Raw genomic sequence first — 15,702 nt, 5'->3', positions numbered from 1 at the left:
CCAATCTGGGATGGGAGTACTCCAAAACCCAAAATCTTGGTTTGGATTTCTCCTTATTCAATAGCCGCCTTTCTGGTACTGTCGAAGGTTATATCACCAAAACCAATAATCTGCTGCTAAGTGTTGGGTTGCCACCTACCTCTGGTGTGAGCAGTTATACAGGTAATGTGGGTTCTACCCAGAATAAAGGATTCGAACTTTCATTGAACGGGGTGATCATCGATCATAAAAATGGCTGGACCTGGGAAGCAGGTGTAAACCTGTATCGTAATGTCAATAAAATTGTGAGTCTGGCATCAGGGCAGACACGCGACGAGAGTAACTGGCTGTTCGTAGGGCATCCGTTAAACGTGATATATGACTATCAAAAAGTAGGCATCTGGCAGGCTAATGAGGCTGCTGCGGTAAAACAATATGAAGGGAGTGCAGGCCAGGTAGGTATGGTCAAAGTTTTATACACCGGAGGATATAATGCAGATGGATCACCTACCCGTGTTATTGGACCCGATGACAGACAGATCATTAATGCCGATCCTAAATTTCAAGGCGGTTTTAATACCCGGGTTGGGTATAAAAATTTAGACCTGAGCATTGTAGCTGCCTTTCAAAATGGCGGTATCCTGAATAGTACATTATATGGCTCCAATGGTTATTTAAATCTGGAAGACGGTCGCCGTGGACAAATTGATATCGATTATTGGACACCGGAAAACCCTGGAGCCAATTTCCCTGATCCCAAAGGGCCTAAAAACAGTAACAATCCTATCTATGGATCTACTTTAGGTTATTTTAGCGGTTCATTTTTAAAGGTACGGACCATATCACTTGGCTACAACCTCTCTGGTAAATGGGCCGAAAAAGTGGGTATAAAGAAACTTCGTGTTTACGCAACGGCACAAAATCCATTTGTATTTTTCTCTCCCTACTACAAACAGTCTGGAATGGATCCTGAACCAAATACCTATGCAAACGACAGCTCGAATATGGCAGTTTCCTATGGTTATGGTCAAAGAAGATTGTTAACTGTAGGCTATAATACGCCAACAACCCGCAATTATTTACTTGGTGTTAATGTAACCTTCTAAACTTTACGATAATGAATCGAAACTATATAAAATTTTTAGGACTATCAGTTTTAGCTGTATTTTTCCTTTCCTCATGTAAAAAGATATTGGATGAAAATCCGCGGAGTATTTTTACCCCCGATTATTTTAAAACAGAAGCTGGAGTACAGGGTGGGATTACCTCGTGCTATGGACACCTGAGGCTTATGTTCGGAAATGGTTATTTTCTGAATGCAAATCAGATCAGTACCGATGAATCTACCTGGGGCCAAAACTCAGACGGGAACGTCAAAACATTGGATTTTTCGGGCGTAGGAGAAATTCAGGCACAAACCAGTAATACAGGTATTTTATGGGGTGCAGCATTCCCGAATATTAATACAGCCAGCGGCGTTATCGAAAATGGAGCAGCAGTTGGTGTTTCCGAAGCCCTTGTAGCCGAAGCCAGGTTTTTCCGCGCATTCGACTACTTTTTGCTGGTGCAAACCTTTGGTGGCGTACCACTCGACTTAGGGGCTGGCGAATTGAAATTCAATACTTCTACCATAAGAACTTCCAAAAGAAATACCGTACCGGAAGTGTATACAAAAGGCATCTTTCCTGATCTGCTGATTGCAGTAGATAAATTGCCGGCCAGCGGCCGGGTAACGGGTGGTGCAACGAAAACACTTGCACGTCTTTATCTGGCAAAAGCCTATTTAACCTATGCCTGGTGGCTGCAAAACCCAAACAACATTCCAACGTATCCGGCAGCCCAAAGAACTGATCCTAACGGGCACGATGCCTCATGGTATTTTAAAGAAGCTTATAATATAGCTGCTGCGGGTTTAGAAAGCCCGGGATCGTTTGGATTACAGCCAACTTTTTACGATTTGAACCTGGGAAGCAACGATCGCAACAATGAAATACTGTTGTATGCCGACCATACGCAGGCCAGCGCTACCTATAATGGAGGCGACCTTAGCTACAGTACAGGAGGTTTTAGTACAGATAGCTTTGCACAATGGTTTGAACAATGGAATTATACGAATATCAGAACAAGCTCTTCTAATACAAGCTGGTCTGCGGTAAGTTCTGTACAGCGGGCAGCCACACAACCCTTAGGGCGTCCTTGGACTATGCTCGCACCACCTCAAGGTGTATTTAAAAGCACCTTTGCAGACAAGAGCAATGATTCTCGTTACGATGCGACCTTTGTAACCCGGTATCGTAGTAACTGGAAAGAAGCAGCTTTAAAAGTAAACAATGCGATTCCTGAAAATTTATACAATGCCAATTTCCTGCCTGTGGCTAACGGAGATGCCATACTTTCATTTTTAAATGAAGATGTTGCTGGTGTTGATTACTCCAACTCCAAATTTAACAGTAATGTTGGAGCAGGTGTTTTGCCAGGCAGAGCAGATTTTGTTATTGAGCCAAGTGCGTTTAGCAGGATTTGTTATCCGGCCAATTGGAAATTAGGTCCATACCGTACCGATAATAATGGCGGGCTTGGACAGCCAAATGGTAGCCTTACCCGTCCTTTCCCTATCGCCAAATTCTCAGAATTATTCTTTATTGCTGCCGAAGCTGCAGTTAAAGGTGCTGCAACCAGAGCAATTGGGGGTACTTATGCAAATGATGGAACAGCAAGGGGCTTGATCAATGTGATTCGGTCAAGAGCAGGTAAATGGCGCTTCGACAATGGAAATAATATAGCAAAAGTACAGGACAATAGCGCTGTAATGGTGGCCGCTACTCCAGGCTCGATTGACATTGACTACCTATTGGCGGAGAGATCCCGTGAATATTTTGGTGAAGGTTACCGCTGGTGGGATTTGGTTCGTACCCAGAAATGGACGGATTATGGCAGGACATTTGTCATTGCAGGTAAAACCAATCCTAACGATTGGAAAGACCATACTGTTGGGACTTTTACCCGCAACATTGCGGCAACGAACTATCTTCGTCCTATTCCCCAGTCTCAGCTCGACGCACTGGATATGACCGCTGCAGAAAAGAAGGCGTATCAGAATCCTGGGTATTAAAACAATAATTTGACAAATTAAAAAGAGCCTGAATCGATCCATGATTTAGGCTCTTTTTTATCCTAACCAATAGATAAAGCAGATATGACTTTTTTTATCATCAACCCTAAATCTGGATTTTTAATGCTTGCTGTTCTTTTGTGTTTTTTTGATGTTCATGCTCAGCGTAAGGGTGTTGACCGGCAGCGGGAAGCTATTAATACAGGCTGGAAATTCTACAAATATGATCAGCAACAGCAGACAGACCACCTTATATATGATGCCCGGCCAGCTGCTGATGTTGATTTGGATAAAATAGCGGCCGATGCAAAACCTACAGAAGCGATAAAGGTGCAGGGGCCAAAAGATGTACTTAAAGCATTTATTCTGCCAAGTGGAAATGATTTCATTAAAGATCCATCCAAACGCTATAAACGCCCGGCCGGGAATCCCGGATCCGATTTTCCCTTTGTGCAGAAGGGCTTCGACGACAGCGCCTGGGAAAGTGTCAATTTACCTCATGACTGGGCAATTGCCGGACCTTTTTATACCGAAAATAACCCCATCATTGGGGGAGGTATGGGGAGACTACCGGTACAGGGGGTAGGCTGGTATAGAAAGAAGTTAAGAATCTCTTCGGATGACCGGGGGAAAAATGTTTATTTAGAAATAGACGGAGCTATGTCTTACGCCATGGTCTGGTTAAACGGAAAGCTGGTTGGAGGCTGGCCCTATGGTTATGCCTCCTGGCGAATAGACTTAACGCCTTACCTGATTTTTGGGTCAGAAAATCAGTTGGCCATACGTGTCGATAACCCAGCTTCTTCCTCGAGATGGTATCCCGGCGCCGGTATTTACCGTAATGTATGGTTAACAAAAGTAAATCCGGTCCATGTAGCAAACTGGGGTACTTTTGTGAAAACTTTAGAAGTCTCTTCAAAAAGAGCAAAGCTGAATCTGGAAGTTCAGGTGAAAAACAACACCCGTAATAATCAAGTCATAGAGGTCTCAACAGCGATTTATAGGCTGGATACTGCTGGAAATAAAAAAGGGAATGTGATTTCAACCCTTAAATCTCCTCTCCTCAATGTGAAGGCGAATGCCGATGGTTTGTTTGTTGGCGAAACGGTGATCAATAACCCAAAGTTGTGGTTCCCTTATGATCTGAACACACCAAACAGATATGTTGCCATTACCTCGGTCAAGATTGCGGGGAAGGAGGTGGATACTTATCAAACTGAATTCGGTATCCGGGAAGTGAAATTTGATGCTCAGGAGGGCTTATTGATCAACGGAATAAAGGTTAAAATAAAAGGTGTTAATCAGCACGCCGATTTAGGATCTTTAGGAATGGCCTTTAATTACCGGGCAGCTGAACGGCAATTGCAAATGCTTAAAGAAATGGGCTGCAATGCGATACGAATGGCACACAATCCACCGGCACCCGAACTTCTGGAATTGACGGATAAAATGGGTTTCCTGGTGGTAGATGAGATTTATGATTCCTGGGAACGGAAGAAAACACCACTGGATTTTCATTTGATATTTCCAGACTGGTATGAGCAGGATCTTAGAGCCCTCATCAGGCGAGACAAGAATCATCCATCGGTTATTTTGTGGAGTTATGGCAATGAGGTTGGAGAGCAGTATACCGATACGGATGGAGCGGCTGTAGCCAAAAAACTGCATCATATTGTTAAAGATGAAGATCCTACCCGTTTGACCACCCTGGCCATGAATTATGCAAAACCAGATATGCCATTGCCCCAATATTCAGATGTCATTGGATTAAATTACCAAGGTGAAGGCATTCGGGATGCAGATGCTTATAAAGGCTTAAAAGGAATCACGACTACACCCATGTTTCCTGTTTTTCACCAGAAATTTCCGAATAGAGCCATCATCAGTACAGAAAATGCTGCGGCTATCAGTAGCAGAGGGGAATATCTCTTCCCGGTTAATGGGAACAGCAGCTCGCCGGTTAAGGATCATCTTGGTGGCAATCCCGTTACCCATCAGGTCAGTGCCTATGAACTTTATTCGGTAGATTTTGGCGCTTCTGCAGATAAGGTGTTTGCTTCGTTAGAAAAGAACAAGTATGTAGCTGGTGGTTTTGCCTGGACAGGATGGGATTATCTGGGAGAACCAACTCCCTATTACTCTTCGAGGAGCTCTTATTTTGGGATCATAGATATGGCCGGATTTAAAAAGGACCGCTTTTATCTTTACCAAAGTCAATGGTTGCCGGAGAAACCTATGGTGCATCTGTTGCCACACTGGAACTGGCCGGATCGTGTAGGGAAAGTTACTCCTGTCCATGTTTTTACCTCTGGTGATGAAGCAGAATTATTCCTGAACGGCAAATCACTTGGACGTAAAAAACTTGGGCCATTTGAGTATCGGTTGCGATGGGATGAGGTCGTTTATGAACCAGGAACATTGATGGTACAGGCTTATAAAAACGGCAAAGAATGGGCAAAGGAAATCATAAATACAACAAAGGCTGCGGTAGCACTTCAACTGGTCGCAGATAGAAATGCCATTCAGGCAGATGGACGGGACCTGTCTTTTGTAACCATAAAAGTAGTTGATGAGCAGGGTATAGTTGTTCCGGATGCAAAACAATTGCTGAAATTCTCGATGGAAGGTGCCGGAGAAATTGTTGCTGCAGATAGTGGAGATGCAACGGATATGAACTCTTTTACTGCGAAAGAAAGGAAGGCATTTAACGGTTTATGCCTGTTAATTATACGTTCAAAGAAGGACATTCCAGGTACTATAAAAGTTAAGGTAACGGCCGAGGGGATGAAGGAAGCCAGTATTGTTATCGGATCAAAAAAATAAACTTGGATTAAAAAAAAAGCAGCCGGATTAAGGCTGCTTTTAAGATGAAATGGGATCAAGTCAATTAACGAGGACTTTCCGGTGGGCCTAAATAGCTTGATGGAATGGCCTTGGTTTCCAAAACGAGCTTCTGTAAAACTACACCTGGGCTGAGCGCCCATACTTTCAAGGTATGAACACCAGCTTTTTTAACCTCGTGCTTTGAACTCAATATCTTTATATTCTCCGCTACATTGGTGTTCCAGCTTCTATGGTCGGCCTGGATGATGTCAATGATTTGCGGTGCTTCATCGTCTATTGAAATAGCATAAGATAAAGCGGTATCATGGCTAAAGTCGAGCGTGGGAGAGAGGTAAGTATTGATCTTTACTTCACCTGCCTGCAGCAGCTCAATGGCATATTCCAATCTTGGGCTTTGCGGACCCGGTTTTTCCACCTTTGCGGTTACCGGGAATGGGGCAACTGCAGATGAAGTTCTGCCATGGTCCGGAAGTACTTTCCAGGACAGGCCCTTTGTTCCAATATTACGGGTATAGTCAGCTGCTTCCATAGAAATGTACCCATTTTGTTCCAGGAATGTATTCGCCTGTTTTGGCCTGTCTGTCTGATGCACCTCCGCATAGACCGTAATTGAATTGCCCTGGTCTGACTGGATAAGGATGGGTACTTTAAAACTGCCCGCAGGAACTTTAGAAAAGTCTGCAGTTAAACTTATACGAACCTGATCTTTAACCTCTCCTTCTTCCTGGCTAAGTTTTATCCAGGGTTTTTCGGGAGTAATTTTATAATGAAAAGCCGCCTTTCCACGATTGAATATTTCTATATAAGCCGATGAATTGCCCAGCTTGTAGATACCCGGTAGAACTGCTTCCGACTGGGTATTTGGCCACCAGTTTGCTGATCCTTCTATAGCAACACCCATATCAGCCTTTTCGGGTAAAGAAATGGTCTGGGTTTTAGGCACCGTATTAACCTCTGGTTGCTGCCAGCCGGTGTAGCCAATATGGGTCTGGTCCATCATATGATTCCATTTTCCATGATTGATTTCCGTATTGTAATGCCTGGTTAAAGCAATATCCTGATCAAAGCGCTCTTTTACGGTGGTGGCTGTTGAATTTGTGGCTGCTCTTCCCTGGGTGGCATACAGCTTGTTTTGAGCAGCTGCATAATACATTTCGTTCAGATTTGCCAGTGCCCTGACCGGGAAAAGTATCAGTTGATCATAAGCATCTTTAGCCTCGGCAGGAATTTTCTTGTCCAGCTCTTCAGCATCCTTACGCAATACCTGGTACTCTTCTGTAATGCGTTCAAATTCTCTGTAATTGGTTAAACTGTAGGAGTTTGCATCCAAAAGTTCAGGTTTTCTTCTTGAACTGTATTTTCCATATCTGGACAAAACAGAAGCAATGGCAGTTGCATTGTTCTTTCCAAATTGTTTTTCAACCCACAATGTGGTATAGGCTTCCAACTGATCTGCAGACCATTTTTTTGGGGACCAGGCATAATCCAGGAAAAACTCTATCGGAAATTCCATGGGTTTCAAGTCGCCCACATTGACAATCCAGATCTGATTGGCGCCATATTCATGGGCCAGGTTCATCTGCTCCCAGATCCTCGGAAGCGGGTTTGTATTCAGCCATTTGTAATTTCTTGGGTCCCCAACATAATCAAAATGATAATAGATACCATAACCTCCGCTTCTCGGGCGGTCACTTAGTTTTGGAAGTTTGCGAATATTTCCCCAGTTGTCGTCGCAGAGCAGCAGGGTAATATCATCGGGTACACGCATGCCCTTATCGTAATAATCCTGCACTTCTTTATAGAGCGCCCAGAGTTGTGGTGTTTTAGAGGCCTCCTTTTTGGTTTGCTCCGCAATGATTTGACGCTGGTCTTTTACAATCCGTTCCAGCAGGGCGATATTACTGCCTTCAGACATAGGCTCATCACCATCACCCCTCATTCCAACGGTTACAATACTTTCTCTATTGCCCATTCTCTGAATGCCTTTGGTCCAGAATTCTTTCAGGGTTTGTTCATTGGTGGCATAATTCCATGGGCCTTTGCCATACCTCTTCCACTCATCATGTGCCCGGGTCAAAGGTTCATGGTGCGAGGTGCCAATAACTACACCATATTCATCAGCAAGCTGCGGATTTAAAGGGTCGTCATCATAAAAAGCACTGCCCCACATGGCTGGCCACAAGTAATTGCCTTTCAGACGCAGGATCAGTTCAAAAACATGGGTGTAAAATTTATGGTTAAAACCTCCGAATTTCTCTTTGGACCAGCCGGAGAGCGCCGGAGCTTCATCGTTGAGGAAGATGCCTCTGTATTTTACAGCCGGTGTACCCTGACTGTGCAGGCCTGGCGCAACAAACAGATTCTTCTGCTGCTTAACCGGTACATCTGCCCACCAATACCATGGGGATACACCAATTTTAGAAGACAAGTCGTAGATGCCATATATGGTGCCCCTTTTGTCACTTCCTGTGATGACCAAGGCTTCATCTATCCCTGGAAAAGGCCTTTTGACAGTCTGAATGACGAAGGTCTCCCATTTTCCTTTAATGGCCGAGACCTCCAGTTTATGCTGTTGCACCAACAGGTCAATCTCCGGGCTTTTGCCCAGAGTACCAATGATAACAAGCATGCCTTTTTTAGGCATAGCATTATAAAAGGAAGGCGTATTTCCGGTCACCATTTTTAGATCAGACTGCAAATTTTTAGCTGCAATTAATACGCCGGGGTAATCCTGTGGGTTTACAAATATAGACGCTGGTGATCCATTCTGGCTAAGCGGGAAATGTGCCTTACTGCCTTGACTGGAAATATAGGTTTTATCATCTATTGCAAAACTATACTGGTAGCTGCAAATCATAAAAAGTACGAGTAACAAAGGTCGGTTCATCATTTAAAATTTGGTTATGGCGAAATAGGCTTTCTTTCTTTTGAGCTGCTGATCAAACAGGAGCGGGTAGTTCTTGCGTCCTTGTACCGGATATTCATCCAGCCAGCTGTGCCGGTCGGAAATGTTCCAGAAAGTGATTCCGGTAATTTCTTTGCGATGTGCACGGAGCACCTGGAACACTTCTTTATACTTATTGATCTGCTGTTTTTCCAGGGCAGGAGTATAGGCATCAGACTCACCAGGGCGTAATGCCCGTTTTTCTTTTTCCCAGGGATAAACAGAAATATCGAGTTCAGTGATCTGGATCTTTAAACCAAGGGCAGCATATTTTCGAATGGCATTTTCAAGTTCAGCAGTGCTGGGCTCAAAGATGGACCAGTGGGCTTGCAGACCTATACCATATATAGGTACATTTTTGTCTTTTAGGCTTTTGATCAGACGGCAAATCCTTTCCACCTTCTCCGGCCGCTCCGTATTGTAATCATTATAGAATAAAAGCGCATCAGGATCCGCCTCATGTGCATATTCAAAAGCCTTGGTTATAAAGTCCTCGCCGCAGATCTGGTACCAGAGTGAATTTCTGAGGTAAGTGTCCGGATGGTCATCAATCGCCTCATTGACCACGTCCCAGGCATAAACTTTTCCTTTATAACGTTGCATTACCGTAAAAATATGCGATCTTAATCTGGAAAGCAGGACCTCTTTACTCACCCGATTTCCCTTACTGTCTTTAAACAGCCAGGCAGGTGTTTGTTCATGCCAGCAAAGGGTATGGCCCCGTACTTTTAGACCGTTTCTTTGAGCAAAGGAAACAATGGAATCTGCGTCTTTCCAATAGTAACGGTTTTCTTCGGGATGTATGGGCCCCATCTTCATGGCATTCTCAGGTGTAATGCTGGCAAATTCCTTTTTAATGAGCTGTGCTTCTTCTCCCTGAAGAGAGAGAACAGAAGCGGCTACACCCATGGTAAAGTAAGATTGATAAACATCTTTCAGTCCTTTGCTATGGGTTTGCAAAGACTGACCCGTACCTTTAAAAGGAATATAGAGCAGAATCAGGATCCATAAATTTAATTTGTTGAAAAATGCAATCGATTTTAAAATATACATATCTAATCTGGTTTATTGGTGCTCAGGAGTTGAATTTTCTTTTTATTCCAGATAAAAAAATAGCTATTATAAGATAACAGCGGGTAATTATCGTTCATATTTGGTTCTAAATCAGGTTTTATTCTTCGTTCAACTTCATTTGTAATTTTTACAATGACAGCTACGAGTCCTTGAAAATAAAATTATAAAAAAATAATTACAATCGATTGCATTATTGAAAATTCTTTCTATTTTTATTCTACTAACCACATATTAACCAATTGACTATAAACGATGACGCAGGTTTTTTTTAAGAGATTCTTATTTTGTTTATTTTTCACTGCACAGCTTGTCTGCAGTTACGCAACTGTAAAATTACCCAGACTGATCAGTGACGGGATGGTGTTGCAAAGAGGTGAGGTGATCCGGGTTTGGGGATGGGCAGATCCGGGAGAAACGATCAGGCTCAAATTTAAAAACAAAGACTATAAAACCGTTTGCAAGGCATCATCGGTCTGGACCATTGAACTTCCAGCAATGGCGCCTGGTGGGCCATTTAGAATGGATATACAGGGAGACAACCTGATTTCCATTTCTAATATCCTGATTGGAGACGTCTGGGTTTGCTCCGGGCAGTCGAATATGGAGTTGCCCATGAGCCGGTTAAAGGATAAATATGCAGCGGTTATAAAGAATGCAACCGATCCAAATATCCGGCAGTTCAACATAAAAACAGCTTATAACTTTCATGGTATCCAGAGTGATCTGGGTTCAGGCACCTGGGTTTCTGCAGATCCTGTCTCAGTACTGGATTTTACAGGTGTGGGGTATTTTTTTGCTAGAGACCTGTATCAAAAATACCATGTTCCCATTGGCCTGATCAAAGCAAGTGTAGGTGGTTCGCCAGCAGAAGCCTGGTTGAGCGAATCGGCCTTGAAATCTTTTCCAAAACAATTAGCGCTTTATCAAAAGTATCAGGATGATGCGGTGATCGATCAAATCAAAAAAAAGGATGAGGAAACGGCCAATACATGGAACAACCGCTTAAAAAACAATGACCGAGGTCTGGAAGGTGGAGAAATTTCCGACTGGAAAAACACGGTAGTGCCAGGCTTCCGGGCAGAACATTTAAGTGGTGTGCTTTGGTACCGGAAAGAAGTTGATTTGCCAGAGGCTATGGATGGAAAGGCTGGAAGACTTTTGCTGGGGACGATTGTAGACCGGGATGAAACCTATATTAACGGTCAGCTCGTGGGCAGTACCGGCTATCAATACCCGCCCAGAAAATATGATGTGCCTGCCGGAATTCTAAAGAAGGGCAAAAATACGATCGTTGTGCGGGTAATTGCAGAAAATGGCAAAGTCGGGTTTACAACAGATAAACCTTATGAACTCGTCGTTGGCCAGGAGCGCATAGATCTGAAAGGAGCCTGGCAATGTAAAGTGGGCTACGCCTCCGATCCAATGCCGGGTGGACAGACCACTTTCCAATATCAACCTGGAGGACTGTTCAATGCCATGATCTCACCTCTTCTTCGTTATGCCGTGAAAGGCGTAATCTGGTACCAGGGGGAGTCTAACACTGGAAATCCAGGTGCGTACGAAGTACTGTTTAAAGATTTGATACAAGACTGGAGAGTGCAATGGCAAAAGAAAGACCTGCCATTTCTTTATGTGCAACTCGCCAGTTTTATGCCCTCAAAACCTCAGCCTTCGGAAAGTAACTGGGCCGAAGTCAGGGAAGCACAACTAAAAACATTGGAGCTGCCCAACACCGGTATGGCGGTTGCTACGGATATAGGCGAATGGAACGATATTCATCCGCTCAATAAAGAAGATGTGGGTAAGCGTCTTTCACTTGCCGCACAGAGGATTGCCTACCATGACACCAGGCTGGTGTATTCTGGTCCGCTGTATCAATCGATGAAAAGAAGCGGGCAAAAGATCGTACTTTCTTTTACCTCTGCGGGCAGGGGTTTAGTAGCAAAAGGGGGAGGAGAGCTTAAGGGCTTTTCTGTTGCTGGTAAAGACGGGAAATTTGTATGGGCAAAGGCCCGCATTACAGGAAAGCAGGTAGAAGTATGGGATGATACGATTCATGAGCCGGCGGCTGTGCGGTATGCCTGGGCCGATAATCCCGAAGGGGCAAACCTGTACAATAAAGAAGGCCTGCCAGCCTCTGCGTTCCGGACAGATGGAACCTCTGAAATCCATAGATAAAAAAAGGCTTGTGTTCCAGGAGAACACAAGCCTTTTTTACATAATGCGGTACGAGTTACCAGAAGATAGTATATAAAGCTACAATCACTCCACAAACAATCAGTGAACCCACTGCAAAACCAGTATTGGTTTTAAACATGCTGCGGTCTACATCCAAACCTTTAGGATTAACACCTTTTCGGTTTTCCAGGGTGCTGATGATCCACATGGCCAGTATACAAATCACAAATACAAAGCCCATTCTGTCCAGGAAAGGAATCTCATAAAGCATTGTTCCATCTTTTTGCTCGGCCAGTTTGGAGAAACCAAAAGAACTTAACCATTCCAGATTGGTAAAAGCCGGAAGGACTTTAAACAGAACAGACAATACAAAACCTCCGATCGTCGCAAAGAGAGCCGCATTGGATGTGGTCTTTTTCCAGAAAAAGCCTAAAATGAACATGGCAAAGATACCTGGCGATACAAAGCCGGTGTATTCCTGGATAAACTGGAAGCCACCTTTTTTATCAATACCCAGTTGAGGGGCAATAATGATCGCCAGAATCATGGCAATGATTACCGTCGCTCTTCCAATCACCACTTGTTTATGTTCATTGGCCTCTTTGTTGATCACCTTCTTGTACACATCGAGTGTAAAGATAGTGGCAATACTATTGGCTTTTCCAGCAAGAGACGCAACAATAGCTGCAGTAAGTGCCGCAAAAGACAAACCTTTCAATCCGGCAGGAAGCAGGTTAAGCAATACCGGATAGGCAGAATCCGCATTCAGCGATCCGTCTTTCATCATATCGCTGTGAAAATTACCATAGCCCTCTTTGTATAACACATAGGCTGCAATACCTGGAAGGACCACAATCACCGGCATCAGCAATTTCAGAAAGGCCGCAAATAACAAACCACCTCTGGCTGTTTTCAAATCTGCACCAAGGGCCCTTTGGGTAATGTACTGGTTGCAGCCCCAGTAGTTTAGATTCACAATCCACATCCCGCCAATCAACACGGTAAGGCCTGGTAAGTCCATATAGTGTGCATTTTCTTTATGAAAGATCATGTGGAAATGGTCCGTCGCTTTTTCCTTTACCAGATTTAAACCGTTTAATACCCCTGAAGTTCCAAAATGGGTAGATACCAGTTGCAAAGCCAGGTAGGTGGTTGCCAGTCCGCCCAGGATCAGGAAGAAAACCTGGATCACATCGGTGTAGCCAATTACCTTCATTCCACCCAGGGTGATAATGATGGCGAAAACAGCTAAAACATACATACAAGCCGTGGTGTTGATACCCGAAATGCTGTTGATGGCTAAAGCACCAAGATACAGGATCGAGGTTAAATTCACCACTACATAGAGCAAGAGCCAGAAGATGGCCATGATCATCGCTACCGTACTGTTGTACCGTTGCCCCAGAAACTGGGGCATCGTATAGATCTTATTCTTGAGGTAAACCGGAATGAAAAATACGGCTACGATAATCAGTGTGGCAGCCGCCATCCACTCATAGGTGGCAATAGCCAGTCCCATCGTGAAACCAGAACCGCTCATTCCGATAAACTGCTCTGCAGAGATATTGGAAGCAATAAGGGAAGCACCGATCGCCCACCAGGTCAAAGAATCTTTGGCCAGGAAGAAATCTTTCGAATTTTCTTTATGTGCCTGCTTTTTGCGGTATACCGTCCATCCGTATAAAGCTACGATCAGAAAATAGACCAGGAAAACGACATAGTCGTAAGTGCCTAATGCGTTCATAAGCGTAGATTAAATAAACCTGTTGATGATGTTTTCCAATAATTCCTGCTGTCCGCTGAGCGTAGCAGGTTCGCCTTTTTCTATAGCATAAGTGCGCAGATCTTCCAGGTTCAGTTTGCCCTGCTCAAAATCTTTACCTTTTCCGCCATCAAAAGAAGCATATCTTTCAGTTCTGATCTTTTTATAATCTGAATGCTGCAGAATCTGGTCGGCCGTAACCAATGCACGTGCAAAAGTATCCATGCCCCCAATATGCGCATAGAACAGATCAGCTGCGTCTGTAGAATTCCTTCTGATCTTCGCATCAAAATTGATTCCACCACCTTGCAGGCCGTTCGCTTCCAGAACGATCAACATCGCCTCTGTAATTTCATTGATATTGTTCGGGAACTGGTCTGTATCCCAGCCATTCTGATAATCACCTCTGTTGGCGTCCATGGAACCCAGTAAACCCGCGTCAGCAGCAACCTGTACCTCGTGCTGGAAAGTATGGCCCGCCAGCGTGGCATGGTTAACTTCCAGGTTCAGCTTAAAGTCTTCCAGCAAATTGTATTCGCGCAGAAAACCAATTACCGTTGCTGCATCATAATCGTATTGGTGTTTGGTTGGCTCACAAGGTTTTGGTTCAATGAAGAAAGTTCCTTTAAAGCCCTGTGCACGTGCATAGTCTTTTGAAGCATGCAGGAATTTAGCCAAATGCTCTTGTTCCCGTTTCATCTTGGTATTCAGCAAGCTCATATAGCCTTCACGACCGCCCCAGAATACATAATTCTCTCCACCCAGGGCAATAGTTGCATCCAGTGCAGATTTAACCTGTGCGCCGGCATGGGCCAGTACATGGAAATTAGGATTGGTTGCTGCGCCGTTCATGTACCTGCGGTTAGAAAAAAGATTGGCTGTTCCCCAAAGTAATTTTACACCGCTTTCTGCCTGTTTTTGTTTAGCATAGTTTACAATAGCCTGTAAACGTCTTTCGTTTTCCAGTACATCGTTGGTATAATCTACCAGATCCACATCATGGAAACAATAATAAGGCAGGTTCATTTTGGTAATGAATTCAAATGCTGCATCCATTTTATCTTTTGCACGCTCCACTGCATCAGCTTTTTCATTCCATGGGTGAATGATGGTTGCTTCTCCAAAAGGATCACCACCTGTAGCTACAAAAGAATGCCAGTAAGCACAAGCAAAACGCAAATGTTCTTTCATGGTTTTGCCTGCAATGATCCTGTTTTCATCATACCAGCGAAAAGCCAGTGGGTTGTTCGATTCCAGTCCTTCGAACTTTACCTGTCCGATGCCTTTGAAAAATTCTTTCTCTCCTGTTATTACTTTAGTCATCTTGATTATATTTTGATTTTGGTTATTGTTGTTGATTTAAAAGTTGTAGCCAGTCCTGGTACACAGGCTCATATTGGCTGGTTAATGAAGGCTCTACAAATTGGATAGGCTTCAGGTTAAGGAAGGCTTCGGAAGGGTTGCTGTAGATTTTTGCCCCAATTCCAGAACCCAGGGCTGCCCCGGTACTGCCATCATTTTCATACAATTCTACCGGAACCCCCGTACTGTTCACAAAAGCTTCCAGGAAGAGGTTGCTGAGGAATAAATTTGCTTTACCTGCGCGAATAACGGTAGGGGCAAGGCCATTGGAACGCATAATGTCGAGACCATAACGGAAAGCATAAGCAATTCCCTCCTGTACCGCCCTGAATATATGCGCCTTCTGATGTATATTTAAATCGATATGGCTCATTTGCGCACCGATCAGTCTGTTGTTGAGCATACGCTCTGCACCATTTCCAAAGGGTAGTACGCGCAAGCCGTCTG

8 protein-coding genes and 1 pseudogene are annotated in these 15,702 nt (G+C 44.0%); 4 read left to right on the top strand and 5 right to left on the bottom strand.

Annotated elements, in window-relative coordinates:
• From VNZ46_RS11685 to galB, 3 genes are all read left to right on the top strand, one after another.
• Positions 1-1,085 (top strand): TonB-dependent receptor domain-containing protein (locus VNZ46_RS11685; RefSeq protein WP_325560325.1); only part of this gene is annotated, 1,085 nt, incomplete at its 5' end.
• An 11-nt stretch (positions 1,086-1,096) separates the two neighbouring features.
• A complete protein-coding gene (locus VNZ46_RS11680; protein WP_325560324.1) occupies positions 1,097-3,091 on the top strand; it encodes a RagB/SusD family nutrient uptake outer membrane protein in 1,995 nt (664 codons plus the stop codon).
• Between the two features lie 84 nt (positions 3,092-3,175).
• Positions 3,176-5,914: a beta-galactosidase GalB gene (gene galB, locus VNZ46_RS11675; RefSeq protein WP_325560323.1), complete on the top strand. Its 2,739-nt coding sequence runs from the start codon at positions 3,176-3,178 to the stop codon at positions 5,912-5,914.
• A gap of 64 nt (positions 5,915-5,978) precedes the next feature.
• Here the strand turns inward: galB and VNZ46_RS11670 are convergent, their stop codons facing one another.
• On the bottom strand, positions 5,979-8,825 hold the full coding sequence (locus tag VNZ46_RS11670) for a glycosyl hydrolase 115 family protein (protein WP_325560322.1): 2,847 nt from the start codon (positions 8,823-8,825) through the stop codon (positions 5,979-5,981).
• On the bottom strand, positions 8,826-9,932 hold the full coding sequence (locus VNZ46_RS11665; protein ID WP_325560321.1) for an endo-1,4-beta-xylanase: 1,107 nt from the start codon (positions 9,930-9,932) through the stop codon (positions 8,826-8,828). It lies immediately after the preceding gene.
• A gap of 273 nt (positions 9,933-10,205) precedes the next feature.
• Between VNZ46_RS11665 and VNZ46_RS11660 the strand changes: the two genes are divergently transcribed.
• Positions 10,206-12,131 (top strand): sialate O-acetylesterase, encoded by a 1,926-nt coding sequence (locus VNZ46_RS11660; RefSeq protein ID WP_325560320.1) that lies wholly within the window; start codon positions 10,206-10,208, stop codon positions 12,129-12,131.
• Positions 12,132-12,186: 55 nt separating this feature from the next.
• On the opposite strand, the gene VNZ46_RS11655 is transcribed toward VNZ46_RS11660, so the two are convergent.
• The 3 genes and pseudogenes from VNZ46_RS11655 to VNZ46_RS11645 form a co-directional block, all read right to left on the bottom strand.
• Complete coding sequence (locus VNZ46_RS11655; protein ID WP_325560319.1) at positions 12,187-13,875, bottom strand: sodium/sugar symporter; 1,689 nt, start codon at positions 13,873-13,875, stop codon at positions 12,187-12,189.
• A 9-nt stretch (positions 13,876-13,884) separates the two neighbouring features.
• On the bottom strand, positions 13,885-15,216 hold the full coding sequence (xylA, locus tag VNZ46_RS11650) for a xylose isomerase (protein ID WP_325560318.1): 1,332 nt from the start codon (positions 15,214-15,216) through the stop codon (positions 13,885-13,887).
• Positions 15,217-15,238: 22 nt separating this feature from the next.
• Positions 15,239-15,702: pseudogene (locus VNZ46_RS11645) on the bottom strand (carbohydrate kinase); the annotation flags it as partial.

Source organism: Pedobacter sp., assembly GCF_035566355.1.
Classification (GTDB): Bacteria; Bacteroidota; Bacteroidia; order Sphingobacteriales; family Sphingobacteriaceae; genus Pedobacter.
This window is presented reverse-complemented; position numbering and strand designations above follow the sequence as displayed.